A 25,699-nucleotide genomic window follows, 5' to 3' on the forward strand; every position below is an offset into this window, starting at 1 on the left:
CCCGATGGAGAAGACCATGAAAAAATTGCTGTTTCTGAGTGTGCTCGTGCTGGCCGGCTGCGTGGGCCGCCCCGACAATATTGTGCCTGTCGGTCACTTCGACACGACCCGCTATCTGGGCACATGGTATGAGATCGCGCGCCTCGACCATTCGTTCGAGCGGGGCCTGAGCCAGGTGACGGCCGATTACAGCCTGCGCCAGGATGGCGGCCTGAAAGTGCTCAACCGCGGCTACAAGGATGCGGATGCGAAGTGGAAGGAAGCGGAAGGCAAGGCGTATTTCGTGGACAAGAAAGACGCGGGCTACCTGAAAGTGTCGTTTTTCGGCCCCTTCTATGGTTCCTACATCGTCTTCGACCTCGACCAGCAAAATTACAGCTATTCCATGATCAGCGGCCCGGACAAGTCGTACTTCTGGCTGTTGTCGCGCACGCCCACCATGGACCCTGCCTTGCAGCAGCGCCTGATCGAGAAAGCCGGCGGCCTGGGTTTTGACACGTCAAAATTGATCTATGTGAAGCAAAACTGACCTTGCTTGCCTGCCGCCCGTTCGTGGCGGCATAGCGCCTTCTGGTTGTTGCTTTTCTGCATGTTATTTCTTGCAATACCACTCTGATTCACTCACAATCTGCTCCAAAGTAGTGCGCTGCGGCGCGCTGCCATTCCGGTGGCGACGTTCGCGTTGCGCCACCGCTCGTGATTGCCGCACGGCAGATGCCTGCTATATTGGTACGTAGCAGTAGGTCGGTTTCGTGGCGTCTGTGCATCGTTTTCTTCAGATAGGAATCACGCAATGAAAAACCTCAAAATCGGCGTACGTCTCGGTGGCGGTTTTGCCGCCGTCCTGTTCCTGTTGACCAGCCTGACCGTGGTGGGCATCGTGCAGATGCAAAGCGCCAGCAAGGAAACCGATGCGCTCGTCAACGTCAAGGTGCGCAATGAGCGCCTGATCGCCGAGTGGACCAAGGTCATCGAGGTCAACGCGGCGCGCACGGCGGCCGCCTGGAAAGTCAGCGATCCCGAACACCAGAAGCAGTTTGAACAGGAAATGGCGGTCTCGTCTGCACGCGCCACGGAAATCCAGAACGATATCGGCAAGAGCGAGCTGAACACGGACGAGCAGGCGCTGTACCAGGAAGTATTGAGCACGCGCAAGGCCTACACGGAAGTACGCAAGAATGTGTTCAAGGCCAAGAATGCGGGCGACTTGGAACTGGGCAAGCGCCTGTACGAAGGCGACATGGCCGTCAAGCGCGACATCTACCTGGCGTCGCTGAAGAAGCTGGAATTGTTGGAAGCCAAATTGCTCGATGAAACGGCCGCGCAAATCCGTTCGCGCTACGAAAATGGCCGCATGCTGCTGATCTCGCTGGGCGTGGTGGCCATCTTGCTGGGCATCGCCTGCGCCTACTGGATCACGCGCTCGATCACGCGTCCCATCACGCGTGCCGTCGAGGTGGCGGAAGCCGTTTCCGCTGGCGACCTGACCAGCCATATCGTCGTGGAAAGCCGCGATGAGACGGGGCAATTGATGCATGCGCTGAAAAACATGAACGATAAACTGGTGAGTATCGTGGGCCAGGTGCGCGCCGGTACCGAATCGATCAGCACGGCGTCGAGCGAAATTGCCGCCGGTAACCTGGACTTGTCGTCACGCACGGAAGAGCAGGCCAGTTCGCTGGAAGAGACGGCGTCTTCCATGGAAGAGCTGACCTCCACCGTGAAACTCAACGCGGACAATGCGCGCAGCGCCAACCAGCTGGCCATCGACGCCTCGCAGATCGCCAGCAAGGGCGGCGTGGTGGTGTCGGAAGTGGTCAGCACCATGGGCTCGATCAACGATTCCTCGCGCAAGATTGTCGACATCATCAGCGTCATCGACGCCATCGCCTTCCAGACGAATATCCTGGCCCTGAACGCGGCCGTGGAAGCGGCCAGGGCCGGTGAGCAGGGCCGCGGTTTTGCCGTCGTGGCCTCCGAAGTGCGCAACCTGGCGCAGCGTTCCAGCGCGGCGGCCAAGGAAATCAAGGGCTTGATCGACGATTCCGTGCAAAAGGTCGAGGCCGGTTCGCAACTGGTGGACAAGGCGGGCCGCACCATGGACGAGATCGTGCAAAGCATCAGCCACGTGACGCAGATCATGAACCAGATCACCGACGCCAGCGATGAACAGCGCGCCGGCATCGAACAAGTCAACCAGGCCATAGGCCAGATGGACCAGGTGACGCAGCAAAACGCGGCCCTGGTGGAAGAAGCGGCCGCGGCGGCCGAATCCATGCAGGAACAGGCGGCCAGGCTGGCCGAGGTCGTGGGCGTGTTCAAGCTCGATGCGACGCAGCAATATGCTGCCGCCCATAGCAGCCCGTCCGTGACGGCGCCTGCGCCAGTAGCGGCTGCCACGCGAGCTGCCATGCGGCCCGCCACGCAGCCCGCCATGCGACGCGCGCCAGCATCCCGCGCGCCAGCACCCGCCGTGACTGCGACCTCGCCGGACAAGGCGGCGCAAGCGGACGCGGTGCGCGCACGCACGCCGAAGGCGCCGGTGGCCTCGGGCGCCGACGAATGGGAAGAGTTTTAAGCACGGATTCTTAAGCGCAGATTCCCCCTTGGCATGGCGCGGGCGCTACAATCGCGGCTTGAAGACAGCCGCGAACGCGCTCCGCCATGACCACCCGCCGTACCTCCAGCCTTAGCTCAAGCCATCCCGCCAGCCCTGCAGCTGCATCGTCTTCCCTGGCTGAACCGGCCAAACGCGCGCGCTGCCCAGCCTGCCTGCGCGCCGTCTCCAGCTGCATCTGCCGCTGGATCGCTCCCGTTTCCCACGCGGTGGAAGTGCTGATCCTGCAGCATCCGCTGGAAGTGCACAATGCCAAGGGCAGTGCCCGCCTTCTGCACCTGAGCCTGCCGAACAGCCGCATGCTGACGGGCGAGCAGTTTGCCGCCGATACGCTCGCCGAATTGCTAGCCGACAAGCACAACGTGTTGCTGTACCCGGATACGCCCGGCGACCGTTCGCTGGGCATCGCCCCGCCGCCGGCGCTCGACCCAGCCAGCTTGCTCGATCTTGCCCGAGTGCGGCTGGTGGTGCTGGACGCCACCTGGCGCAAGAGCCGCAAGATGCTGTATCTGAATCCCCCGTTGCAACAGCTGCCGCGCCTGCCCCTGCGCGATACGCCCGCATCCCATTACCTGATCCGCAAGGCGCACGCGCCAGACCAGTTATCGACCCTGGAAGCGACGTGCTATGCCCTGATGCAGTTGGAGCAGGACGCGGCCCGCTTCGTTCCCCTGATCGCGGCATTTGACGGCTTTGTCGCACAGCAGTTGAGCTATGTCATGCCGCACGGTGAAAAAGCTTGAAACGGCATCACGCCAGCCCTTGATCTTGACCGCACAGCGGCATAGTATACTGTACGCATATACAGTTGATGGGGCCGTTCATGAAAGCAATCATTCCAGAGCACGATGACAGCTTCGCCGGGCAAGCCATGTTGCCGCCGCAATCGCTGAAAGCCCACAAGGGCCGCGGCGCCGTGTCGAACCTGCAAGGGCGCTACGAGGTGCACGCGCGCGGCGGTTTCGATGATGGCTGGGGCGTGGGCGGCCTGGATGAGGCGGCCGGGGAGGCGGCGCCTCCCACCTGGAAGACGCAGGTCAGCGACGAGCAGGCGCGCACCATTCTCACGCGCAACGCTTCGCCCGACTTGCCGTTCAATGTTTCCTTGAATCCGTATCGGGGTTGCGAACACGGCTGCATTTATTGCTTTGCCCGCCCCACGCACAGCTATCTGGGCCTGTCGCCTGGCCTGGACTTCGAAAGCCGCATCTATGCCAAGGTGAACGCCCCCGAACTCTTGCGCCGCGAACTGGCCAAGCCCTCCTATGTGCCCGAACCGATCGCCCTGGGCGTGAACACGGATGCGTATCAGCCGTGCGAGCGCGAACGGCAACTGACGCGGCGCGTGCTGGAAGTGCTGCACGAATGCGACCATCCCGTGGCGCTGATCACGAAATCGTCGCTGATCGAGCGCGATATCGACATTCTGGCGCCGATGGCGGCCAGGCGCCTGGCTGCCGTGGCCGTCACTGTCACCACGCTCGACCCGGCCATCGCGCGCACCCTGGAACCGCGCGCGGCCGCTCCGGCGCGGCGGCTGCGCACCATCCGCACCCTGACGGAGGCGGGCATCCCCGTGGGCGTGAGCATCGCGCCCATCATCCCGTTCGTGACGGAACCGGAAATCGAGCAGCTGCTCGAAGCCGTGCGCGACGCGGGCGCCATCCACGCCCATTACGTGGTGCTGCGCCTGCCGTGGGAAGTGAGCCCGCTGTTCCAGCAATGGCTGGAAGCGCACTTCCCGGAACGGGCCCAGCGCGTGATGAACCGGGTGCGCGAAATGCGTGGCGGCAAGGATTACGACAGCGCGTTCGGCGCGCGCATGCGGGGCGAAGGCGTGTGGGCTGACCTCATCCGCCAGCGCTTTGAAAAGGCCGTGCACCGGCTGGGCTTGCACGGCAAGGGCGGCCGCTTCAAGCAGCTCGATTGCACGCAGTTCCGCCGGCCGCTGGTGGTGCCGCCGCTGGGCGCAAAAGTAAAAAAAGGCAATGCGGGGCAGCTGGATTTGTTTTAGCGCAAGCAGTGCGGGGCGCGCGCTTGTGCGTTGACACGGGCACGCGCAAAGGCATGCGCGCTGCGCGAAACAGGCGGGCTTGGTGGCGAGTCGCATCGCCGTCCTGCGTCCGTCGTGGGTGATGCCGGCAGGGGGAGCGGGCGACGAGAAACTCATCGCCCGCAGGCATGCCGGGCTTAGCCGGAACGGCTCGATCTTGCTGGCTTGATCAGCAAACGGTGGCGTTGCAAGCCATCAGGCAGAGTTGCTGTGCGGTGCCGCTCAAGGCGCCGCAAGCCGCTTTGCACAGGGTGCAGGTAATGCCGGAAGGGGCGACACCCTGGCTGATGGCGGAGATGCTGGGGCTGCGTTGTACGGCTTTGGCTTGCAATGGCAGATTGTTCATTTTAAAACTCCTTGTGGTGGTGCCGCCGCGGGCAACGGCAATGGGTGTGCGTACCGAAGTACGGTGCTGATCGTTTCCCGCCAACGACCGTATGCTGAAGCGCGTGCACGCATCGCTGCGCCCACGAGCCCCGACAATTCAAATGCTGTTGACGTCAGCGTTGCGACCAGTAGCGCACTGCGCCGACGCTGACCGGTATCACATCGCTGACGTCGACGGCGAAGCGGGCGACCGTGTTGGCTACCTGCAGGTTTTCCGGGTTGAAGAAGGTCATGATGATGTCGTAGCACTCGGAGCCCGGGCGGCACACGGGACTCTGTTGCACGACGATGGTATCGAGCTGCATGCCCGTGGTCTTGGCCAGCATTTCCGCCGCTTGCATGGCATTCGTGGCCGAGAAGTTGAGCGCGCGGTCCATGCCCGTGACGCCCAGGTTGCGGAAGTCGTAATAGATGCGGTTCAGGAAGTTTTCCAGGCGCGCGCCTGTGTTGCTGCTGTTGATGTCCAGGCTGTCCTGCACCGCCATCAGGCTGTCGATCAACTGCGGCACATTCCAGCTGAACATGCCCCGGATGGCCGGCTGGATCACGGGAACGACCTGGCCGGACATCAGCCTGGCGGCGCCCGAGATTACGCCGGGAAACGAATTCATGACGACCAGGCCATCGATGGTGCCGACATAGGCCTCGAACAGCAGTTCATAGGTCATGTCGGCATACGGACCGACGGGGACGACCGCGTAAATCGGCGTGGCGTCCAGGTTGACGGTCCAGGTCAGCGATTGGCGGAAATATGGCTTCGCGCGCAGGAATTCGATCAATTGCTGCGGATCGCTCGGATTGTTCCTGTCCGATGGCATGGCCTGGACGAAGGAATCGCGGCGCGCTTCGCTGCCGAAGTCGACGCCCAGGTTGCCCAGCGCATACACCAGGGTCGGGCCCTTGGCGCTGCCGCCGCAGCCGCAATCGGAGGCATCGATGCCGGAAGCGGCGATGCCTTGCCGCGTCGCGCCGGAAGGGCCCGCAAGGTTGGCCAGGGAGGGGGTTTCCAGCATGGGAATGCTGAGCGGATGCGCCTGCGCGGAAGTGTCGGCATTGGCTGGGCTCGCTTCAATCACAGTATCGTCTGACATTTCAATTTTCCCTTTTAATAATAGTTGAGTGGCGCCCGGCACATTCAATGTCCCAGTCAGGAGGCGGCGACAGTCTAGCTCGCCATTGGTGTTGCAACGCGTTGCGCTTTGCAGCAATGCGCTGCAAACTCCACGAGGGTCAGGACGATCCCCATGTTGGTGTTGCCGGCATAGCAGCAAGGCTGCGATGGCCGAGACGATCGGGGTGGCAAAGCTGGTGCCACTGCTGAGCCGCACGCGCCCTGCGGGCGCGGCGCCGAGGATGTCGGTGCCGGGCGCCATGATGCCGCGCGCGCGATAGGCTTCGCCCCAGTTGCTGTTGGGCATGGGCGCGCCTTGCCGGTCCAGTGCGCCGACGACCAGCGTGTATTTGATGGAGGCGGGGATGTGCAGGCAATCGCAGCCGTCGTTGCCTGCCGCGGCGACCAGCAGGACGTTGCGTTCATGGCACAGCTGTATGGCTTTTTGCAGCAGGCCGTCGGCGGCGCCGCTGTCGGACAGTTCGCCGCCGCTGACATTGATGATGTGCGCGCCGTGCTCGACGGCCTGGGTGATGGCGCGGGCCAGGTCGAGCTGCGTGCATTGCGTCAGTGCGCCGTCGGCGCGGTCGGCAAAGATGGGCAGGATCAAGCCCCGACAATGGGGAGCCAGGCCCGTGACGGGACTGCCCGGCTGGCCAAAGATGATGCTGGCGACATGGGTGCCGTGTTGCGATGCCCGGCCGCTGCCGCTGGCACCCGTGGCGAGCGTGTCGAGCAGTTGCAGCCTGGCGCCGGCAAAGCAGGGGTGGCTGGTGTCGACGGGACCGTCGAGCACGGCGATGCAGATGTCGGCACAGCCGGTGTTGCCATCTTGCAAGGCCGCCAGGCCGTGCAGCAAGCCATGATTGGCCAGGCTGTCGTGGGTGGTGGATACTTCCATGGTCGTTGGCACGCGGTGCTCCTTGCTGGGTCCTGGAGGGCGGGTGGCGCACCGCTTGAGGTGCTCCGCCCGCCTGCTGCGGCGCCTGCTGCTCCAGCGCCGATAGCATGATCTTTAGCAAGGGGTGTGCCAGAAGGCCAAGTGCTTGATTTTCAAGGGATGGGGCGGATTTGCATTGTCGTGCTGCAATAATGTTGGCGGATATCGTCCACCCTTGTTGAGCGGGATGGACGAAAACGGCAGGCGGCAAGGACGGGGAGGGGGCGCCCGGGACACGGCATGGCGTGTCCCAGGCGCGTGCGGCGGTTCAGCTATCCTTGCTGTAGCAGGCGCGGCTGGGCCGCAGGCGCATGCGCACGAGGGACACCAGGAAGCTGAAGCCTGCCTGGTTCGGATCGATGACCGGGACATAGGTGTGCAGCGCGTCTTCCAGCAGCGCGCTGACGCGCGCGGCGACGCCGACAAAGCCTGTGCAGCCCAGCAGGATGGACTGGGCGCCGTCTTCCTGTATGGCCCGCATGGCGGCCTTGAAGGTTTTTTCGACCACCGCGTCCAGCTTGCCGAGGTCGGCGACGGGACAGTCGATGGAGCGGATGGAGGCAAAGCTGTCCTGCAAGCCGTAGGCCTGCATGTGACCCTGCTGCATGGCGAGCGTGCTGGGCAGTATCGTCATGATCGACAGGCGCTGGCTGAGGGCCAGCGCGGTAAAGGCGGCGGGCGGGAAGCCGCCGAGGATGGGGATGTCGATCACTTCGCGCGCTGCCTCCACGCCGCACATGTCGAAGTCGCTGAGCCAGATGCCGTCATAGCCTTCGCGTTCGATTTCCCTGGCCAGCTGCACCACCGGATAGCCGTTTTGCAGCCAGTCGACGCGGTATTCGATGCAGTCGTTCCCAGTAGAAATATTGCGCACGGACACTTCGACATCGGGCGGCATCACGGGCTCGATGGCGTCGAGCAGGCGCTGGTTGTAGATGGACGTGGCCACCGGCGCCACGATGCAGATGCGCAGCGGCTTCATGCGGCGCTCCCTGCCGCTGCGCCGGCGTTGCCAGTGAGCGGCACGTAGGGTCCCAGGTAGCCGATGGCGTTGATCAGTTGCATGAAGCTGTCGAGTATCAGGCCGTCCCGTTCCCGCAATGCCGGATGGGCTTGCAGGCCCAGCAGCGTCACCTTGCGCTGCATCAAGGCCGGGTTGAGCGTGCCGTCCGGCAGCAGCAAGTCGCCATTCGAATACACGGCCTGGCCATCGCCCTCGACAAAGTAACTGATGGTGTCGGGCGCCATGCAGAGGGGCGTGCTGCGGCTGCTGTCCCAGGCCAGCAGCGATTCGTTCTGGTACAGGACCGTGCAGAGCCGCTCACCCGCGCGGATGGTGATCTTGCCCAGGTCGAAGCCATTGCGCGAGTCGACTTCGGCGGCGACGAACGTGCCCTGTGGAAACAATGGCCAGGCGCGCATGTCGCATTGCCGCGCAAGATAATCGACCACTTCCTCCGCGCTGCGCAAGCGTCCTGCCTGCAGTTCGCGGCCCAGGCGCAGCGCGCGTCCCAGGGTGCCGCGCACGGGCAGCGCCCGGGCCAGCTCCGCCGGCGCCATGATCCACATGGCCAGGCCGCCGAACTGCTTGAAATCGGCCTGCGAAACGATGGGGCGCATCATCTGGTCGATGATCGTTGCCACGTCTTGCTGGTGGGCATGGGCGCCGTTCACGCCCTGGCTGGGCTGGACGTCGAGTTCCACGCGCAGCCCCGCCTGGCTGACGAGGAAGGCGGGGCGCGGATTGACGTGCGCGGCCGCATACGTCAGCTGGGGCAGCGAGGGAACGGCGCGGCCGGCCCCGTCGGCGTCGATCACGGCCAGGCCCAGGCGGGCGGCGACCAGGCAGGCGACGAGAAACCCCAGCGCGCCGCTCTCGGGCGGCGCCAGGTAGGCCAAGGTGCGATTTTCCAGCGCCAGGCGCTCCCTGACGGCGAGCACGGCGTCGACGGGACCCTGCGGAAAATGGGCGCCATTGATCGCCACGGGCGAACCCAGGTAAGCCACCATGACCGTTTCGCCAGCGGTGGCTTCGTCGACGCTGACCACGCGCACCTGGGCGTCCGGATAATAATCGCCGGCGTGGAACTGGGCCAGCAGGCTGCGCGCGGAAGCGAGCGTGCCGCCGCCACCGCTGCCGAAGAAGCAGGCGCCCAGCAACAGCGATTCAAGGTCATCGTGGTTCAGCACATAGCTCATGTTGCGGGTCCTCAGGTTGGCATGGCATGGAAATGGTTTGCGCCAGGACGGCCTGCAACTGCAGCGCCTGGGCAAACCGGGGAAAAGCCGTGTCGCGTTCCACGCCGCGCAAGGCGCGCGTGAGGTGATCGAGTGCTTCGTGCCGGCGGCCGCGCTGCAGCAGCAGTTGCGCCAGTCGGGTCGCCACCAGCAGGCTGCCGGCCGCGGCGCCCAGCGCCTTGGCGGTCGACAGCGCACTGCCCAGTTCGCGTTCCGCGTTGTCCAGGTCGCCCACCGCGATCCACGTCCGGGCATGCATGTCGAGCAATTCGACCAGGTAGGCCCGTTCGCCATGTTCCAGCGCCAGTTCGATGGCGCCGTGCAGCAGTTGCCGGGCTTGCGATGGCTGGCCTGCCGACAGCAGCAGTTCGCCCCGCTTCCAGGCCTGGAATGAATGGAAGAGCATGCCGCCTTCGCACAGCATGTATTGCTGGTAGCCGTCGGCGATGCGCTGTTCGGTCTGCGTATGGATGTTGCCTGTTGCCAATGCGCAGGCATGGAATATCTGCCCCACCCCCAGGTAGAATTGATAGCCGTATTCGCTGGCGACGGTTTGCAGGTCCGCCGCCAGGCTTGCCAGCCGGACCCAGTCCTCGAACATGCAGGCCAGCCACGCGGCGCCTTGCAGCGCGATGGCGCGATGGAAGGGGTGCGGGTTGTCGGCGCCGCCGCGCAACGCCAGGTGTTCCATCACCGTGCGCGCGCGGCGGAAGGCGCCGCTCTGGAAGCAGGACAGGCCTTCGAAAGTGCTCGACAGCGCGGCGATGTCCAGGCCCTGTCCCCCCGTGTCGGCCGCTGCCGCGCCGCACAGCAGGTGCCCGCGCGCCAGGCAGGCCAGCGTCTCGCGGTAGTCGCCGAGCCAGAACAGCGTGTTGGCCAGGGCCAGGTGGGCCTGCGACAGCAAATCCGTGTCGCCTATCGCTTGCGCCCGCTGCAGCATGTCTTGCGCCGTTGCCCGCGCCGCCACCAGGTCCAGCGCCATCAGCTGCGAGCTCCAGATGCCGAACCGCAGGGCGGTGATTTCCACCTCGTCGCCCAGCGCCGCCGCTTCCTGCAATGCCTGCTGGTAGCAGGCGAGCGCTTCGGCGCTTTGCCAGCCGCTGATGCCGCGGTGCGAAATCGCCAGCCAGCGGTGCAGGTCGCAGCTCAGGCGGCGCGCGGTGCAGGGATGCGCATCGGCGGCCAGCAAGGTGAGGCCGCGGCGCAACACTTCGATGGCCTCCTTGAAGCGGGCCGCCTCGATCAGCGCGCGTCCTTCCAGCAGGCAGACGCGGGCGAAATTGCTGCGCTCCTCGTCGCCATGCACGCGGCGTTCGATGACCTTGCGGTTGATGCCCAGGTGGCGGGCCGCGGTCGTCTTGTTGCCATCGGCAAGGCGCATCGCATAGTCGATCAGCAATTGTTCGGCGGCCGCCAGCTTGTCGTCTCCGTCCAGCCGCATGAGGGCTTCCGCCAGCAGCGTGTGATCGGCGTCCTGCGGCTTGCCCGCCGACAGGAAGGCTTCCAGGCTGTGGGCATCGATCAGCGCCGATTCGGCCAGTATCGACAGCCGCTCCACCAGGTTGCGCAGTTCGCGGATATGCCCGGGCCAGGCATGCCGGCCCAGGCGTTCCATGGCGGTGGCGGTAAAGCGGATGGGGCGCTTTTGCTGCCCGGCAAAGTGCGCGGCGAGGGCGGCGACGTCGCCGCGGCGCTGGTCCAGGCCCGGCACGTCGAGTTTCAATACCGCCAGCCGGTAATACAAGTCTTCGCGGAAACGGCCCGCCTGCACCATCGCGGCCAGGTCGCAATGGGTGGCGGCCACGATGCGGCCGTTGAACGGCTGCGTATCGCCGCCGCCCAGCGGCCGGAAACAGCGCGATTCGAGCACGCGCAGCAGCTTGCTCTGTACCGCCAGCGGCAATTCGCCGATTTCATCGAGAAACAGCGTGCCTTGCCCCGCCTGGGCGAAAAAACCGGCGCGGCTGCTCAGCGCTCCCGTAAACGCCCCCTTGGTATGGCCGAAGAGTTCGGCGTCGATCAGGTGTTCCGGCAAGGCGCCGCAGTTGAGATCGACAAAGGGCGCGCCGGGATCGCCGCTTTGCCGGTGCACGAGCTGGGCGATGATTTCCTTGCCGGAACCGGTGGGACCGCTGATGAGCACCGTGCAGCGGGTCGGCGCCACGGCGTCGACCATGCGCAGCAGGCGCTGGAAGATGGGGGAGCTGCCAATGACGTTCAGCCCGCCCCCGAGGCTGGCGCGGTGTAGGGGGGCTTGCACAGGAGCAATGGTGCCCGTCCCGGGCAGAACGTAATGCGGCTGCCTGCCATGCTGTTGCAGCATAGACCTGTCGGACATGGTCGTCTCGCTCCGATGAATTCGCTCCGATCGTGCAGGGCCATCATTTTTGTTTTGCCCTGCTGCCTCCTGACGCGTGCCATTGCCCTACTCGGGCATAAAGGAATCGCGCGTTCCGATTATGGGCGTTAATGAAACGGCGATAGTCGCCAATTGTCACAATAAAAAGATTTTCATCGCTTGCATCATGCAAGCCGGCGGCCCGCCGCAGCTCACTGCGCGGCAGGCGGCGCATCCTTCAATTGCGCCAGATGTTGCTCGATGGCAAAGACGTGCGGATCGCTCTTGCCCAGTTCGCGCAGGGCGCTGGCCAGATGCAGCAGGTAGTCGCTGTTCGGGCCGCTGGGGCCGCTTGATCGGGCGATCTGGCGCGCGATGTCCAGTTCCGGCGCGGCGCCGAGGAAGGCGGCATTTTCCTCGTTGGCGATGTACACCAGGCCTTCGGCCTTGCTGCCATCGTCGAAGGTGATCTCGGTGGCCAGGCGCAGGTAGCCGTTCTTTTCGCGGTGGTCGAGGTGGGCGAAGACTTCGGGCGTGATCAGGTAGGCCATGCCGTCGCACACGGCGCCCGCCTGCGGCACGATGGTGGCGACCCGGCCCGGCGCCATCGGCGTGCCCCGGTGGTCGTGCGAACCTTGCCAGAAGCGCCGCGTCCAGCCTTCGATGCTGGCGGGCCGCCGTTCGATATACGGAAAATCGGCCTTGTAGATCAGCGAGCCATAGCCGAACAGCCAGACCTGCGCATGGCCGTCGAATGTGGTCATGCGCTGGTTGATGGCGATGGTGGCGGCGTCGATGGCGGACAGGTCGGGCTGGGTCATGGTGCTGGCGGTGAGGGGGCGATGCGCGATTATAAAACGGCGCCAGCCGGGCCGCCCGCTCCCACGTTCCATTCGTGCGTCTCGACAAAGCGGAACAGGAAGGCCATGAAGCTTTCGGCCGCCGGCGACAGCGAACGGCCCGTCTTCGTGTAGACGAAAAAGCGCCGCGTCAGTTCCGGTTCGTGCAGGGCGCGCATGTGCAAATTGTATAGTTTGACCATCGGTTCCGCGTACGGCAGGCAGACCGTGATGCCCAGGTTGGCGCTGACCATGGCCAGCGCCGTCGTCATGAAGGTCACTTCATTGTAGGGATTGAGCGACAGCTCGCGAAACGCGCCGTGCATGTCGCGCAGCAGGCGCTCCGTGAACTGGCCCTGCAGCGAAATGAACGGGTAGTCGCCCACGTCGGCCCAGATGACGCGCTCTTTCTGCCGCAGCGGATGCTGCTCGGGGTAGACCAGCACGAAGGGCATTTCGAACAGCACCTGCGCGGCGATTTCCGCCGTCGGATCGCGCTCGGGGCCGATGCCGAAATCGACTTCGCCGCTGAACACGCGCGCCGAGACATTCTCCACGGGGCAGTCGACCAGGCGCAGCTGCACGTCCGGGTGTGCCTGGCGGTAGGCGGCGATCACTTCCGGCAGCAGGGTGCACGCCATCATCTGCGGCGCGGCGATGCGCACCATGCCCGTTTTCAGGGCCTTGCGCTGGGCGATGCCGGCCATGGCGCCGTCGAGGTCCTCGATCATCTTCTCGAACAGCGGATACAGCTCGCGGCCGATTTCCGACAGCTGCGTCTTGCGCGTGCTGCGCTCGACCACGCGCACGCCCAGCACGCTTTCCAGTTCCTTGATCAAGCCGCTCAAGGCGGACTGCGTCACGTGCAGGTATTCTGCGGCCAGGGTAAAACTGCCCGTCTTGGCCAGCGCCACGAAGGCGCGCATCTGTCGCAGGCTGGGACTCATAAGATAATCCGATAAATCGATGGTTAAAAATTGTTTGTATGATAGCTGTAACTGGATTCTAATGGTGAAAAGCTGAAAAACATCGCGCCCAGGGCGCCATCCATCGGAGACAGACCGCATGAAAATCAAGCAGATCCACCACGTCGCCTACCGCTGCATCGACGCGAAGAAAACCGTCGAGTGGTACGTCAAGCATTTGAACATGAATTTCGTCCTCGCCATCGCCGAAGACCTGGTGCCGTCGACCAAGGCGCCGGACCCGTACATGCATGTGTTCCTCGACGCGGGCCAGGGCAATGTGCTGGCCTTCTTCGAACTGCCGACGCAGCCGCCGATGGACCGCGACCGCAATACCCCGGCCTGGGTGCAGCACCTGGCGCTGGAAGTGGGCAGCATGGAAGAACTGCTGGCCGCCAAGGAGCGCCTGGTGGCCGGCGGCATCGAGGTGCTGGGTCCCGTCAACCACGCCATCTTCCAGTCGATCTATTTCTTCGATCCGAACGGCCACCGCCTGGAGCTGGCGGCCAACGTGGGCACGCCGGAAATGATGGCCAAACTGGACGCCGTCAAATGGGAAATGCTGGAAGAATGGTCGCAGACGCGCCGTGCGCCCAAGCACGCCGCCTGGATGCACGCGCCGGCCGACGCCTGAACGCAGCAGATTGACTGCTGCAGACCGACACTCTCTGACCAATACACCGAACCAGGAATACCATGAAACTCGCAACCCTGAAAAACGGCAGCCGCGACGGCGCCTTGATCCTCGTCAGCCGCGACCTGCGCCAGTACCAGCGCGTGGCCGCCATCGCCCCCACCCTGCAGGCGGCGCTCGACAACTGGGACGCCGTCGCGCCCAAGCTGGAACAGGCGTACGCCAACCTGAACGCGGGCCAGGCGCCGGACGCGCAGCCGTTTGATGCCAATCAGTGCCACTCGCCGCTGCCGCGCGCCTACCAGTGGGCCGACGGTTCCGCCTACATCAACCACGTGGAGCTGGTGCGCAAGGCGCGCAACGCGGAAGTGCCGGCCTCGTTCTACACGGACCCGCTGATGTACCAGGGCGGCTCGGACAGCTTCATCGGCCCGCGTGACCCCGTCTTCGCCCTGTCGGAAGAGTGGGGCATCGACCTGGAAGCGGAAGTGGCGGTGATCACGGGCGACGTGGCCATGGGCGCCGGCGTGGATGATGCGGCGAAGGCGATTCGCCTGGTCATGCTGGTCAACGACGTCTCGCTGCGCAACCTGATCCCGGGCGAACTGGCGAAAGGCTTCGGGTTCTTCCAGTCGAAGGCGGCCAGCGCGTTTTCGCCCGTCGCCGTCACGCCCGATGAACTGGGCGCGGCCTGGGCGGACAGCAAGCTGCATTTGCCGCTGCTGGTGGACCTGAACGACAAGCCGTTCGGCAAGCCGAATGCGGGCGAAGACATGACCTTCAATTTTGCGCAACTGGTCGCCCATGCGGCGAAGACGCGCGAACTGGGCGCCGGCACCATCGTTGGCTCGGGCACCGTGTCGAACAAGCAGGGCAACCTGTTTGGCTCCAGCATCGAGAATGGCGGCGTCGGTTACTGCTGCCTGGCCGAAGTGCGCATGTATGAAACCATCGAACACGGCGCGCCAAAGACGGCGTACCTGAAGTTCGGCGATACGGTGCGCATCGAGATGCGCGACGCGGCCGGCGCCAGCATCTTCGGCAGCATCGAGCAGACCGTGGCCCTGTACGCTGGCGCCACGCGCGCCTGAGGAGGCCGCCCGTGAAGCTGTACACCTATTTTCGCAGTTCGGCCGCCTACCGCGTGCGCATCGCCTTGCATCTCAAGGGCATCGCTTACGACAGCATCCCCGTGCATCTGCTGCAGGATGGCGGCCAGCAGCTGCTGCCCGCCTACCGCGCCGTCAACCCGTCGGCGCTGGTGCCGGCCCTCGACGACGACGGCGCCATCCTGACGCAGTCGCTGGCCATGCTCGAGTATCTGGAAGAGACGCGTCCTGGCGTGCCCTTGCTGCCGGCGGACCCGCTGGAACGGGCGCGCGTGCGCGCGCTGGCGCTGGCCATCGCTTGCGACGCCCATCCGCTGACGAATCTGCGCGTCCTGAAATACCTGAAAACCACCCTGGGGCTGTCGGACGAGGTCAAGCAGGAGTGGTATCGCCACTGGATGGCCGAGGGGCTGGCGGCCGTGGAAGCGCTGCTGGCGCAGGGCGATCCTGCCGGCACGGGCCTGTTCTGCCATGGCGACAGCCCGACGATGGCCGATTGCTGCCTGGTGCCGCAGGTGTTCAATGCGCTGCGCTTCGCCATCGACCTGGCGCCGTATCCGCGCGTGGCGCGCATCCATGCGCATTGCGCCGGCTTGCCAGCCTTTATTGCGGCGCACCCGTCGCAGCAGCCTGACGCCGAATAGCAACACACGGCGCGGTGCGGGAAGCCCCGTCTGGCAACAGGCGGGGTTTTTTTATGCGTGCTTGATTTTGATCAGTCAATGCCATCTTGCCGGTGCGCTACAATTTGCGTTTGCCCAAATACTTCACGTGCTCATGACCGCAACAACCGTTCCTGCCAGCATCACCGATGCCCTGTCCCTGGCGCATGCTTCCTGGCGTCCCATTCTGCTGCGCGGCTTGCAGGCCGTGATGGCGGCCGATCCCGCCTACCTGCCGGCGCTGGCCGCCGACGATTACCTGCCCACGCAGGGCCGCTTGTTCGCCGCCTTTGCCTTGCCGCTGGCGCAGGTGCGCTACGTGCTGGTGGGCGAGGGGCCGTATCCGCGCGCCGACAGCGCCACGGGCGTGTGCTTCATGGATGGCGCCGTCGGCAGCCTGTGGTCGGCCACGGGCCTGTCGAAACCCGTCAACCGCGCCACGTCCTTGCGCAACTTCATGAAGATGCTGCTGGTGGCCGGTGGCCAGCTGCAGGGCGGCGATACGTCCGGTGCGGCCATGGCGCCCGTGGCGGCCGCCGCGCTGCAAGCCGACAGCGGCGTGATCCAGACCCTGCCCGACTTGCAGTGCAAGATGACGCAGCAGGGCTTTTTGCTGCTGAACGCGGCGCTGGTGTTCCGTTCCCACGTGCCGCCCGTGCAGGATGCGCGCGGCTGGCTGCCTTTCCTGCAAGTGGTGCTGGAAGCGCTGGCGCAGCAGGGCGGGGCGGTGCAGCCGCAACTGGTGCTGTGGGGCAAGATCGCCGAGCTGATCAAACGTCTGCCGGTGGCGGCATCCTTGCCGCAGGTGACGGCGGAACATCCGTATAATCTGTCCTTTATCGGCAATCGTGACATGCAGGCCTTGTTTGGCCCGATGCAACTATTGCGTGCTTGAGCTTGAATCATCGCCTGTCTGGCGGAAGTGCGGGGAATATGCAAATCAGTAACGTGGAAGAATTGAAGGCGTGGATCGCGGCGGGCGGCGTGCCCGACTATCTGTATTTCTGGGGGCACACGCCGGCGCAGCCGCAGGTGCCCGACAAAAGCTGCTTCAGCCAGTGGTTTCCGTCGCCGTTCAGCCTGGCCGGCGTGACGTATGCGACGGCCGAGCACTACATGATGGCGCAAAAGGCGGCCCTGTTTGGCGACACGGCCGTCCAGGCGCGCATCGTTGCGGCCGAGCGGCCGTCGGAAGTGAAGAAGCTGGGACGCGAAGTGGCGAACTTCGACGCCAGGGTGTGGGAAGCGGCGCGCGCCGGCATCGTTTTCGATGGCAACTTTGCCAAGTTCTCGCAAAAGGCTGCGCTGCGCAAGTTTTTGCTGGGCACGGGCGAGCGCGTCATCGTCGAAGCCAGTCCCGTCGACCGGATATGGGGCGTGGGCCTGGCGTCGGACAACCCGCGCATCCTGGACCCCGCCAGCTGGGACGGCTTGAACTTGCTGGGGTTTGAACTGATGAAAGTGCGGACCGCTTTGCGGGGCTGAGAATTGACGCTGCACTCGCCTGCAATTTCCCGACTGTTGTTTTCCTGAAGCCGCCGCGCCTGGCGCGGCCGGCCATGCCCCTTCCAGCCCTGTGGTCATCGAGGGGCGCTCTGACAAACCTCGCCGAATTTGTTATACTTGACTAAATCATTCAACTACTCGGGGTTTGAGGAGTTGAAAAGCCGCAATATTTTAAACCAGTTGACCAGAGGATGTATGCGTCTGACTACAAAAGGCCGTTTTGCCGTGACAGCGATGATCGATCTTGCCCTGCGCCAGGGCAAGGGACCGGTCACCTTGTCCGGTATCAGCCAGCGCCAGTCGATTTCCCTGTCCTACCTGGAGCAGCTGTTCGGCAAGCTGCGCCGGCATGAGATCGTCGAATCGATCCGCGGCCCAGGCGGCGGTTACAGCCTGGCGCGCCGCGCCGACAAGGTGACGGTGGCCGACATCATCATCGCCGTCGACGAACCGCTGGACGCCACGCAGTGCGGCGGCAAGGAACATTGCCACGGCGCCGACGCGGCCACGGGCGCGCGCTGCATGACGCATGAATTGTGGTCCACACTCAACGAAAAAATGGTCGATTATCTGGATTCTGTGTCCTTGCAGGACCTGGTCGACCAGCAGAGACAAAAGAATGCCGAGCAAAGCGTGATGGTGATGCACCGTAACCACGCCGCCCTCGGTTGATAATGACAAAAATACCAGTTGCTGATTGCAGGAGTTATTGATGAACGCCCCAGAAAAAAACGTAGGCCAAGTGCACTTTGAAACCGCACCGCATTTCCCGATCTACATGGATTACTCGGCCACGACGCCGATCGATCCACGCGTCGCCGACAAGATGATTCCTTACCTGCGCGAGCAGTTCGGCAATCCGGCATCGCGCAGCCACATGTACGGCTGGACGGCGGAAAAAGCCGTGGAAGAGGCACGCGGCCACGTGGCGGCCCTGGTGAACGCCGATCCGCGCGAAATCATCTGGACCTCCGGCGCGACGGAAAGCAACAACCTGGCCATCAAGGGCGCGGCGCAGTTCTACAAGACCAAGGGCAAGCACATCATCACCGTCAAGACCGAGCACAAATCGGTGCTCGACACGGTACGCGAGCTGGAACGCATCGGCTTTGAAGCGACCTACCTGGAACCGCAGGATAACGGCCTGATCACCGTCGAGCAGCTGGCCGCGGCCGTGCGCCCGGACACCATCCTCGTGTCGGTGATGCTGGTGAACAACGAAATCGGCGTGATCCAGCCGATCGACGAGATCGGCGTATTCTGCCGCTCGAAAGGCATCATCTTCCATTGCGACGCCGCGCAAGCGACGGGCAAGGTCGTCATCGACCTGCAAAAGACCAAGGTCGACCTGATGACCTTCACGGCGCACAAAACCTACGGCCCGAAAGGCGTGGGCGCCCTGTACGTGTGCCGCAAGCCGCGCGTGCGCCTGGAAGCGCAGATGCACGGCGGCGGCCATGAGCGCGGCCTGCGTTCGGGCACCCTGCCGACGCACCAGATCGTCGGCATGGGCGAAGCGTTCCGCATCGCCAAGGAAGAGATGGACAGCGAAATCGGCCGCATCCAGGCCTTGCGCGACCGCCTGGCCAAGGGCTTGCAGGAGATCGAAGAAGTCTACATCAACGGCGACATGGAGCACCGCGTGCCGCACAACCTGAACGTCAGCTTCAACTACGTCGAAGGCGAGTCGCTGATCATGGCGATCAAGGATATTGCCGTGTCGTCCGGTTCGGCCTGCACCTCGGCCAGCCTGGAACCATCGTACGTGCTGCGCGCCCTGGGCCGCAGCGACGAACTGGCGCACAGCTCGATCCGCTTCACCATTGGCCGCTTCTCGACCGAGGAAGACATCGACTTCGCCGTGAACCTGCTGAAATCGAAAGTACACAAGCTGCGCGACCTGTCGCCGCTGTGGGACATGTTTAAAGATGGCATCGATATCAATTCCATCCAATGGGCTGCCCACTAACCAATACCCTGGCCCTGTTGGACAGGGCCGGCAAGAATATTTAAGGAGCATCAAAATGGCTTACTCGGACAAAGTACTCGATCACTACGAAAACCCGCGCAACGTGGGCGCTTTCGACAAGGGTGATGAAACCATCGGCACCGGCATGGTAGGCGCGCCTGCCTGCGGCGACGTGATGAAACTGCAGATCAAGGTTGGCGCCGACGGCCTGATCGAAGATGCGAAATTCAAGACCTACGGCTGCGGTTCGGCCATCGCCTCGAGCTCGCTGGTGACCGAATGGGTGAAAGGCAAGACCCTGGACCAAGCGCTGGCCATCAAGAACACGCAGATCGCCGAAGAGCTGGCCCTGCCGCCAGTGAAGATCCACTGCTCCATCCTGGCGGAAGACGCCATCAAGGCGGCAGTGCTGGACTATCAGACCCGCCATCCGGCCGCGTAGAGCACCTGAGAAAACGCCCATGGCTGCGTTGCATTGCCTTGTCGTACTAGTCGTACTGCCTGCGGCAATGCGCCTTGCCCTGAACGTTTTTCAGGCACTCTAGAATTTGTTGGATTTTGATACCTGTTCCCATGTGGGAACAGGAGCGGAGAAATACATGATCACACTGACCGAAAAAGCGGCGAAACACATCAACCGTTATATCGAACGGCGCGGCAAGGGCATGGGCTTGCGCTTTGGCGTGCGCACCACGGGCTGCTCGGGCCTGGCCTACAAGCTCGAATATGTCGATGAAGTGGCGGCCGAAGACAGCGTCTTCGAATCGCACGGCGTGAAAGTCTTCGTCGACCCGAAAAGCTTGCCTTACATCGACGGCACGGAACTCGATTTCGCGCGCGAAGGCTTGAACGAAGGCTTCAAGTTCCACAATCCGAACGAAAAAGACGCCTGCGGCTGCGGCGAGTCCTTCAGGATTTAAACAGCTGGCAAGACCCCGGTCGGTGCGCTGTACCCATCGATTGCGGTACAGCGACCACCGACCATTATGCAAAACCACTTCGAATTATTCCAGTTGCCGGCGCAGTTCTCGCTCGACATGAGCGCGCTCGACGCGGCCTACCGCGACGTGCAGGGCAAGGTCCATCCGGACCGCTTCATCAATGCCAGCAGCGCTGAAAAGCGCGTGGCGATGCAATGGGCCACGCGCGCCAATGAAGCCTATCAAACCCTGAAAAGCCCGCAAAAACGCGCGCAATACCTGTGCGAACTCAATGGCGTCGACCTGCAGACGGAGTCGAACACGGCCATGCCCGTCAGTTTCCTGATGCAGCAGATGGAATGGCGCGAAGAGCTGGGCGACGCCCGTGCCGGCAAGGATGCCGACGCGCTCGACGCCCTGGACCGCCAGTTGCGCGGCGAACGCAAGGCCTTGCTGGCCCAGGTGGCGGCCCAGCTGGACGCGGCCGACTACGCGAATGCCGCGCAAAGCGTGCGCGCCCTGATGTTCCTCGACAAATTCGGCGAGGAAGTCCGTTTTGCCTATGAGGCGATGGAAGCTTGATCGCCGGATAGCTTGACCGGCGTGCCAAGCGCCAGTCTGGCCCGCGACTTATAATGCGCGTCAGGCATCAACTGCATCACGCAAAAAATTAATCGAGGCACGAATACAATGGCACTTCTGCAAATTTCCGAACCAGGCATGTCGACCGCGCCGCACCAGCACCGCCTGGCCGTCGGCATCGACCTTGGCACCACCAATTCCCTGGTCGCCACCGTCCGCAACAGCATTCCCGAGGTGCTCAACGACGAAGACGGGCGCTCCCTGCTGCCTTCCGTCGTGCGCTACCTGCCGAACGGCCACGCGAACATCGGCTACAAGGCCCTGGCTGCGCAAACCACCGACCCGAAGAACACCATCGTTTCCGTGAAACGCTTCATGGGCCGCGGCCTGGCCGACATCGCCTATGCGGAAAACCTGCCCTACGACTTCCAGGACACGCCTGGCATGGTGCAGCTGAAAACCGTGGCCGGCGTGAAAAGCCCCGTCGAAGTGTCGGCGCAAATCCTCGCCACCCTGCGCCAGCGCGCGGAAGATTCGCTGGGCGACGACCTGGTGGGCGCCGTGATTACTGTACCAGCGTATTTCGACGATGCACAGCGGCAAGCCACGAAAGATGCGGCGCAATTGGCCGGCATCAATGTCTTGCGCCTGCTGAGCGAGCCGACGGCCGCCGCCATCGCGTATGGCCTCGATAACGCGTCCGAAGGCGTGTACGCCGTGTACGACCTGGGCGGCGGCACCTTCGACATCTCGATCTTGAAACTGAGCAAGGGCGTGTTCGAAGTGCTGTCCACGGGCGGCGACTCGGCCCTGGGCGGCGACGATTTCGACCGTCGCCTGTTCTGCTGGATCAGCGAGCACGCCAAGCTGGCGCCGCTGTCGGACGAAGACACGGCCATCCTGATGGTGAAGGCGCGCGAGATCAAGGAATTGCTGTCGACCAAGTCGGAAACGACGATCGACGCCAAGCTGAACTCGGGCGAAGAAATCCATCTGCGCATCACGGCCGAAGAATTCGCCGCCATGACTTCGCACCTGGTCGTGAAAACCATGAACGCCATCAAGAAAGCCTTGCGCGACGCGAACGTGGATGCGGACGACGTCGATGGCGTGGTGATGGTGGGCGGCGCCACGCGCATGCCGCACGTGCAGCGCGCCGTGAGCGAGTTCTTCCACACGACGCCGCACGCGAACATCGACCCCGACAAAGTGGTGGCGCTGGGTGCCGCCATCCAGGCGAACTTGCTGGCAGGCAACCGCGCCGCCGGCGACGACTGGCTGCTGCTGGACGTGATCCCGCTGTCGCTGGGCATCGAAACCATGGGCGGCCTGGTGGAAAAGATCATCCCCCGCAATTCGACGATACCGTGCGCGCGCGCCCAGGAATTCACGACCTTCAAGGATGGCCAGACGGCCCTGGCCGTGCACGTGCTGCAGGGTGAGCGCGAACTGGTCAGCGATTGCCGTTCCCTGGCACGCTTCGAGCTGCGCGGCATTCCGCCGATGGTGGCGGGCGCCGCGCGCATCCGTATCACGTATCAGGTCGACGCGGACGGCTTGCTGTCCGTCTCGGCGCGCGAACTGCGCTCGGGCGTGGAAGCGTCGATCAGCGTCAAGCCGGCCTACGGCCTGGGCGACGACGACATCGCGCGCATGCTGCAGGATTCGTACACCTCGGCCGACGTCGACATGGTGGCGCGCGCGCTGCGCGAAGAGCAGGTGGAAGCGGAACGCATCCTGCTGGCCACGCAGTCGGCGCTCGATGAAGACGGCGGCTTGCTCGATGCGGACGAACGCGCAGCCGTCGACGGCTTGATGAGCAAGGTGCGCGACGCTATTGCGCAATCGCAAAGCGGCGCCATCGACCACCAGGCCCTGAAGCTGGCGATCGAGGCGCTGGCCGACGGCACCGAGGATTTCGCCTCGCGCCGCATGGACCGCAGCGTGCGCACGGCACTGACCGGCAAATCGCTGGATCAAGTCGTTTAAAGATAATTGACATGCGCGCCGCAGGCATTCGCCGCGGCCGCGCTCCGAATGACAGACTGAAAGAAGACACCATGCCACAAATCGTTATCCTGCCGCACGCCAAGCTTTGCCCGGACGGCGCCGTCATCGAAGCACCTGCCGGCAAGTCCATCTGCGACATCCTGCTGGAAAACGACATCGACATCGAGCACGCCTGCGAAAAATCGTGCGCCTGCACCACCTGCCACGTGCTGGTGCGTGAAGGCATCGAATCCCTGAACGAAGCGACGGAACTGGAAGAAGACATGCTGGACAAGGCCTGGGGCCTGGAAGCCGTGTCGCGCCTGTCGTGCCAGTCCATCGTGGCCGAGGCCGACCTCGTCGTCGAAATCCCGAAATACACGATCAACCAGGTCAGCGAAGGCAGCCACTAACATGAAATGGTCCGACATTCACGCGATCGCCGAGGCGCTGTACGATGCGCATCCGGACATCGATCCCCTGACCGTGCGTTTCACCGACCTGCACAACTGGGTGGTGGAACTGGACGGCTTCGACGATGACCACACGCGCGGCGGCGAAAAAGTGCTCGAAGCGATACAGATGGCGTGGATCGATGAAGCGCGCTAAGGGCGCGGCAGCCGCCGCCACCGCAGTCGCCGCGCCGAAAGACGTCATCACCGCCGCCAGCAACATGCCCGAAATCAAGGATGGCCAGTCGGTCGCCTTGCTGCAGGAATTGCACATCCTGACGCGCGACGGCAAGATGAACCAGGACAGCCGCCGCAAGTTGAAACAGGTATACCACCTGACGCAATTCATCGAGCCGCTGCTGCGCGAAGTGCAGCTCGACCATCCCGGCGTGTCGCTGGTCGACCACGGCGCCGGCAAGTCCTACCTGGGCTTCATCCTGTATGACCTGTTCTTCAAGAACGGCAACGACGGTTCGCACATCTATGGCATCGAGACGCGCGAAGAACTGGTGCAGCGTTCGCAGGAGCTGGCGAAGAAATTCAAGTTCCCCGGCATGTCGTTTTTACCGCTGTCCGTGGCCGAATCGACGGAATCGACCTTGCTGCCGCAGCAGATCGATATCGTCACGGCCTTGCACGCGTGCAATACGGCCACCGACGACGCCATCCATTTCGCCTTGAAGAAAAAGGCGAAATTCATGGTGCTGGTGCCATGTTGCCAGGCTGAAGTCGCCTCCGTATTGAAGAAGAACAAGGGCAAGAGCCTGGGCAAGAATGTCTTGACGGAATTGTGGCGCCACCCGCTGCATACGCGCGAATTCGGCAGCCAGATCACCAACGTGCTGCGTTGCCTGCAGCTGGAAGCCCATGGCTACCAGGTCAGCGTGACGGAACTGGTGGGCTGGGAGCATTCGATGAAGAATGAACTGATCATCGCCAGCTACAAGAACTTGCCGCGCCAGCGTCCGACGGAACGCTTGCAGGAAGTGCTGCAAACCCTGGGCCTGGAAGAGATGGGGCACCGCTTCTTTGCCGAAGAGCTGGCCAAGGCGGGCGCGTAAAGTATCCGCAGGGCAAAGTATCCGCAAGGGCAAACGAGGGGAGGAGCGGGTCGGTTACAATACCGGCTTTCTCCTCCTCTTGCTTTTTGCGCCTCCTCCATGACCACACCTATTGAAATGCCCACCGTCCGCCTGGCCAAGCGCCTGTCTGAAGACGTGCCCTGTTCGCGCCGCGAGGCCGAGCTGTATATCGAGGGCGGCTGGGTGACGGTCGACGGCGTGCTGGTGGAAGAGTCGGGCGCGCGCGTGGCGGACAACCAGGAAGTGGTGCTGTTGCCGAACGCCACCCTGGAAGAAATGCCGCCCGTGACGATTCTGCTGCACAAGCCGGCCGGCATCAATGGCGGCGTGGGCAGCGAAGGCAAGCCAGCCTTGAGCTGTTTGCGTCCAGAAGAGATCTTCACGCCGGAAAACGTGGCGCCCAGTTCCGTCACGCGCTTCCTCAAGCGCCACCTGATCGGCCTGACCATCACCAATCCGCTCGACACCATGGCGTCCGGCTTGCTGGTATTCACGCAGGATTTCCGCGTCGCCCGCAAGCTGGTCGACGAAGCGAAAACGGTGGAGCAGGAATTCATCGTGGAAGTGGCCGGCAACATCATGGAAAACGGCCTGGCGCTGCTCAATCACGGCTTGCCCTTCAATGGCAAGCCTTTGCCGCCGATCAAGGTCAGCTGGCAAAATGAAACGCGTTTGCGTTTCGCCCTGAAAAACGTGCAGCCGGGCCAGATCGCCCACATGTGCAAGATGGTGGGGCTGGACGTCGTCGCCATGAAGCGCTTGCGCATCGGCCGCATCCCGATGGGCGCCATGCCCGTGGGGCAATGGCGTTACTTGCAGGGTTACGAACGCTTCTAAAGCTGCGGCGCGACGATGGAATGGCTTTCTGCAAAGCTTTTCCATAGCCGTTCGGCAATATTCAAGGCGATGGTGTCGGCCTTCTCTTGCAAGGCCGCATTGCCCATGCTCTCGGTCGTGGCGAAGAACAGGGTCAGCCAGCGTCGGAACATGCAGGGCGTGAGGTGTTCCATTTGCGCGTGCTGGGCCAGCGGCTTGCCGTGGTAGCGCATGGTGCCGCGCAGCAAGCCTGACCAGAAATCGACCAGTGTGGCCAGGTGGGCATCCCAATCCTTGACCTCGGCGGCAAAGATGGGGCCCAGCATGGCGTCGTCGCGCGCGGCCGCATAAAAGGTGTGGACGAGATGCTTGACTTCGTCTTCGCTGCAGACTTCCTCGCGGTAGGGAGCGAAGCGTGTGTGGGGGAGGGGGGCGGTAGTATTCATGGCATGCCATGATCGCAGAGCCCCCGTGGCGCTTCAATGACCCA

Annotated in this window: 27 protein-coding genes; 19 read left to right on the forward strand and 8 right to left on the reverse strand. The window is 63.6% G+C overall.

What is annotated here, in order from left to right; translation table 11 throughout:
* Positions 1-16 precede the first annotated feature (16 nt).
* From CLU94_RS21570 to CLU94_RS21585, 4 genes are all read left to right on the forward strand, one after another.
* Complete coding sequence (locus CLU94_RS21570; RefSeq protein WP_099668427.1) at positions 17-529, forward strand: lipocalin family protein; 513 nt, start codon at positions 17-19, stop codon at positions 527-529.
* 264 nt (positions 530-793) lie between these two features.
* On the forward strand, positions 794-2,578 hold the full coding sequence (locus CLU94_RS21575) for a methyl-accepting chemotaxis protein (protein WP_099667128.1): 1,785 nt from the start codon (positions 794-796) through the stop codon (positions 2,576-2,578).
* 86 nt (positions 2,579-2,664) lie between these two features.
* Positions 2,665-3,360 carry a tRNA-uridine aminocarboxypropyltransferase gene (locus CLU94_RS21580; RefSeq protein WP_099667129.1) on the forward strand — a complete coding sequence of 232 codons (696 nt, stop codon included), beginning with the start codon at positions 2,665-2,667 and terminating at the stop codon, positions 3,358-3,360.
* Between the two features lie 128 nt (positions 3,361-3,488).
* Positions 3,489-4,631: a PA0069 family radical SAM protein gene (locus CLU94_RS21585; protein ID WP_099668428.1), complete on the forward strand. Its 1,143-nt coding sequence runs from the start codon at positions 3,489-3,491 to the stop codon at positions 4,629-4,631.
* A 208-nt stretch (positions 4,632-4,839) separates the two neighbouring features.
* On the opposite strand, the gene CLU94_RS28455 is transcribed toward CLU94_RS21585, so the two are convergent.
* The 7 genes from CLU94_RS28455 to CLU94_RS21615 all read right to left on the reverse strand — a co-directional run bounded on the left by CLU94_RS28455 (position 4,840) and on the right by CLU94_RS21615 (position 13,470).
* Positions 4,840-5,016 carry a hypothetical protein gene (locus CLU94_RS28455; protein ID WP_158301208.1) on the reverse strand — a complete coding sequence of 59 codons (177 nt, stop codon included), beginning with the start codon at positions 5,014-5,016 and terminating at the stop codon, positions 4,840-4,842.
* A gap of 154 nt (positions 5,017-5,170) precedes the next feature.
* Positions 5,171-7,081, reverse strand: coding sequence for a S8 family serine peptidase (locus CLU94_RS21590; RefSeq protein ID WP_218965310.1), 1,911 nt, complete (start codon positions 7,079-7,081; stop codon positions 5,171-5,173).
* 295 nt (positions 7,082-7,376) lie between these two features.
* Positions 7,377-8,090: an aspartate/glutamate racemase family protein gene (locus tag CLU94_RS21595; protein WP_099667131.1), complete on the reverse strand. Its 714-nt coding sequence runs from the start codon at positions 8,088-8,090 to the stop codon at positions 7,377-7,379.
* Positions 8,087-9,307 (reverse strand): DUF917 domain-containing protein, encoded by a 1,221-nt coding sequence (locus CLU94_RS21600; RefSeq protein WP_099667132.1) that lies wholly within the window; start codon positions 9,305-9,307, stop codon positions 8,087-8,089. Before CLU94_RS21600 ends, CLU94_RS21595 begins: the two co-directional genes overlap by 4 nt.
* Positions 9,282-11,684: a sigma 54-interacting transcriptional regulator gene (locus CLU94_RS21605; RefSeq protein WP_257218919.1), complete on the reverse strand. Its 2,403-nt coding sequence runs from the start codon at positions 11,682-11,684 to the stop codon at positions 9,282-9,284. Before CLU94_RS21605 ends, CLU94_RS21600 begins: the two co-directional genes overlap by 26 nt.
* Positions 11,685-11,896: 212 nt before the next feature.
* Positions 11,897-12,481, reverse strand: coding sequence for a gamma-glutamylcyclotransferase (locus CLU94_RS21610; protein WP_099668429.1), 585 nt, complete (start codon positions 12,479-12,481; stop codon positions 11,897-11,899).
* Positions 12,482-12,534: 53 nt separating this feature from the next.
* Entirely contained in the window at positions 12,535-13,470 is a 936-nt protein-coding gene (locus CLU94_RS21615) for a LysR family transcriptional regulator (RefSeq protein ID WP_099667134.1), read from the reverse strand.
* A 118-nt stretch (positions 13,471-13,588) separates the two neighbouring features.
* On the opposite strand from CLU94_RS21615, the gene CLU94_RS21620 reads away from it, so the two are divergent.
* From CLU94_RS21620 to CLU94_RS21690, 15 genes are all read left to right on the forward strand, one after another.
* Entirely contained in the window at positions 13,589-14,122 is a 534-nt protein-coding gene (locus CLU94_RS21620) for a VOC family protein (RefSeq protein ID WP_092710160.1), read from the forward strand.
* A 62-nt stretch (positions 14,123-14,184) separates the two neighbouring features.
* Complete coding sequence (locus CLU94_RS21625) at positions 14,185-15,213, forward strand: fumarylacetoacetate hydrolase family protein (protein ID WP_099667135.1); 1,029 nt, start codon at positions 14,185-14,187, stop codon at positions 15,211-15,213.
* A gap of 11 nt (positions 15,214-15,224) precedes the next feature.
* Complete coding sequence (gene maiA, locus CLU94_RS21630) at positions 15,225-15,875, forward strand: maleylacetoacetate isomerase (protein WP_099667136.1); 651 nt, start codon at positions 15,225-15,227, stop codon at positions 15,873-15,875.
* Between the two features lie 133 nt (positions 15,876-16,008).
* Positions 16,009-16,788, forward strand: a complete 780-nt coding sequence (locus tag CLU94_RS21635; RefSeq protein WP_099667137.1) for a uracil-DNA glycosylase — start codon at positions 16,009-16,011, stop codon at positions 16,786-16,788.
* 38 nt (positions 16,789-16,826) lie between these two features.
* The gene (locus CLU94_RS21640) at positions 16,827-17,378 is read left to right on the forward strand and encodes an NADAR family protein (RefSeq protein ID WP_099667138.1); all 552 of its coding nucleotides are present in this window, start codon (positions 16,827-16,829) and stop codon (positions 17,376-17,378) included.
* Positions 17,379-17,594: 216 nt separating this feature from the next.
* Positions 17,595-18,071: a Fe-S cluster assembly transcriptional regulator IscR gene (gene iscR / locus CLU94_RS21645; RefSeq protein WP_065310626.1), complete on the forward strand. Its 477-nt coding sequence runs from the start codon at positions 17,595-17,597 to the stop codon at positions 18,069-18,071.
* A gap of 40 nt (positions 18,072-18,111) precedes the next feature.
* Positions 18,112-19,368, forward strand: a complete 1,257-nt coding sequence (locus tag CLU94_RS21650) for an IscS subfamily cysteine desulfurase (protein ID WP_099667139.1) — start codon at positions 18,112-18,114, stop codon at positions 19,366-19,368.
* Positions 19,369-19,423: 55 nt separating this feature from the next.
* Entirely contained in the window at positions 19,424-19,810 is a 387-nt protein-coding gene (iscU, locus tag CLU94_RS21655; RefSeq protein ID WP_034750082.1) for a Fe-S cluster assembly scaffold IscU, read from the forward strand.
* Between the two features lie 157 nt (positions 19,811-19,967).
* The gene (gene iscA / locus CLU94_RS21660; RefSeq protein ID WP_010399774.1) at positions 19,968-20,288 is read left to right on the forward strand and encodes an iron-sulfur cluster assembly protein IscA; all 321 of its coding nucleotides are present in this window, start codon (positions 19,968-19,970) and stop codon (positions 20,286-20,288) included.
* A 66-nt stretch (positions 20,289-20,354) separates the two neighbouring features.
* Complete coding sequence (gene hscB / locus CLU94_RS21665) at positions 20,355-20,870, forward strand: Fe-S protein assembly co-chaperone HscB (RefSeq protein WP_099667140.1); 516 nt, start codon at positions 20,355-20,357, stop codon at positions 20,868-20,870.
* A 108-nt stretch (positions 20,871-20,978) separates the two neighbouring features.
* On the forward strand, positions 20,979-22,859 hold the full coding sequence (gene hscA / locus CLU94_RS21670; RefSeq protein WP_099667141.1) for a Fe-S protein assembly chaperone HscA: 1,881 nt from the start codon (positions 20,979-20,981) through the stop codon (positions 22,857-22,859).
* Positions 22,860-22,930: 71 nt separating this feature from the next.
* Positions 22,931-23,272 carry an ISC system 2Fe-2S type ferredoxin gene (fdx, locus tag CLU94_RS21675; protein ID WP_034750070.1) on the forward strand — a complete coding sequence of 114 codons (342 nt, stop codon included), beginning with the start codon at positions 22,931-22,933 and terminating at the stop codon, positions 23,270-23,272.
* Between the two features lies 1 nt (position 23,273).
* The gene (iscX, locus tag CLU94_RS21680) at positions 23,274-23,468 is read left to right on the forward strand and encodes a Fe-S cluster assembly protein IscX (RefSeq protein WP_071076333.1); all 195 of its coding nucleotides are present in this window, start codon (positions 23,274-23,276) and stop codon (positions 23,466-23,468) included.
* Positions 23,455-24,372 carry a class I SAM-dependent methyltransferase gene (locus tag CLU94_RS21685; protein WP_099667142.1) on the forward strand — a complete coding sequence of 306 codons (918 nt, stop codon included), beginning with the start codon at positions 23,455-23,457 and terminating at the stop codon, positions 24,370-24,372. Before iscX ends, CLU94_RS21685 begins: the two co-directional genes overlap by 14 nt.
* 99 nt (positions 24,373-24,471) lie before the next feature.
* Positions 24,472-25,230, forward strand: a complete 759-nt coding sequence (locus CLU94_RS21690) for an rRNA pseudouridine synthase (protein WP_099667143.1) — start codon at positions 24,472-24,474, stop codon at positions 25,228-25,230.
* Here CLU94_RS21690 and CLU94_RS21695 read toward each other — a convergent pair.
* A complete protein-coding gene (locus tag CLU94_RS21695; RefSeq protein WP_099667144.1) occupies positions 25,227-25,655 on the reverse strand; it encodes a group III truncated hemoglobin in 429 nt (142 codons plus the stop codon). The genes CLU94_RS21690 and CLU94_RS21695 overlap by 4 nt on opposite strands.
* Positions 25,656-25,699 lie beyond the last annotated feature (44 nt).

The organism is Janthinobacterium sp. 13 (assembly GCF_002749695.1).
GTDB lineage: Bacteria > Pseudomonadota > Gammaproteobacteria > Burkholderiales > Burkholderiaceae_D > Janthinobacterium > Janthinobacterium kumbetense.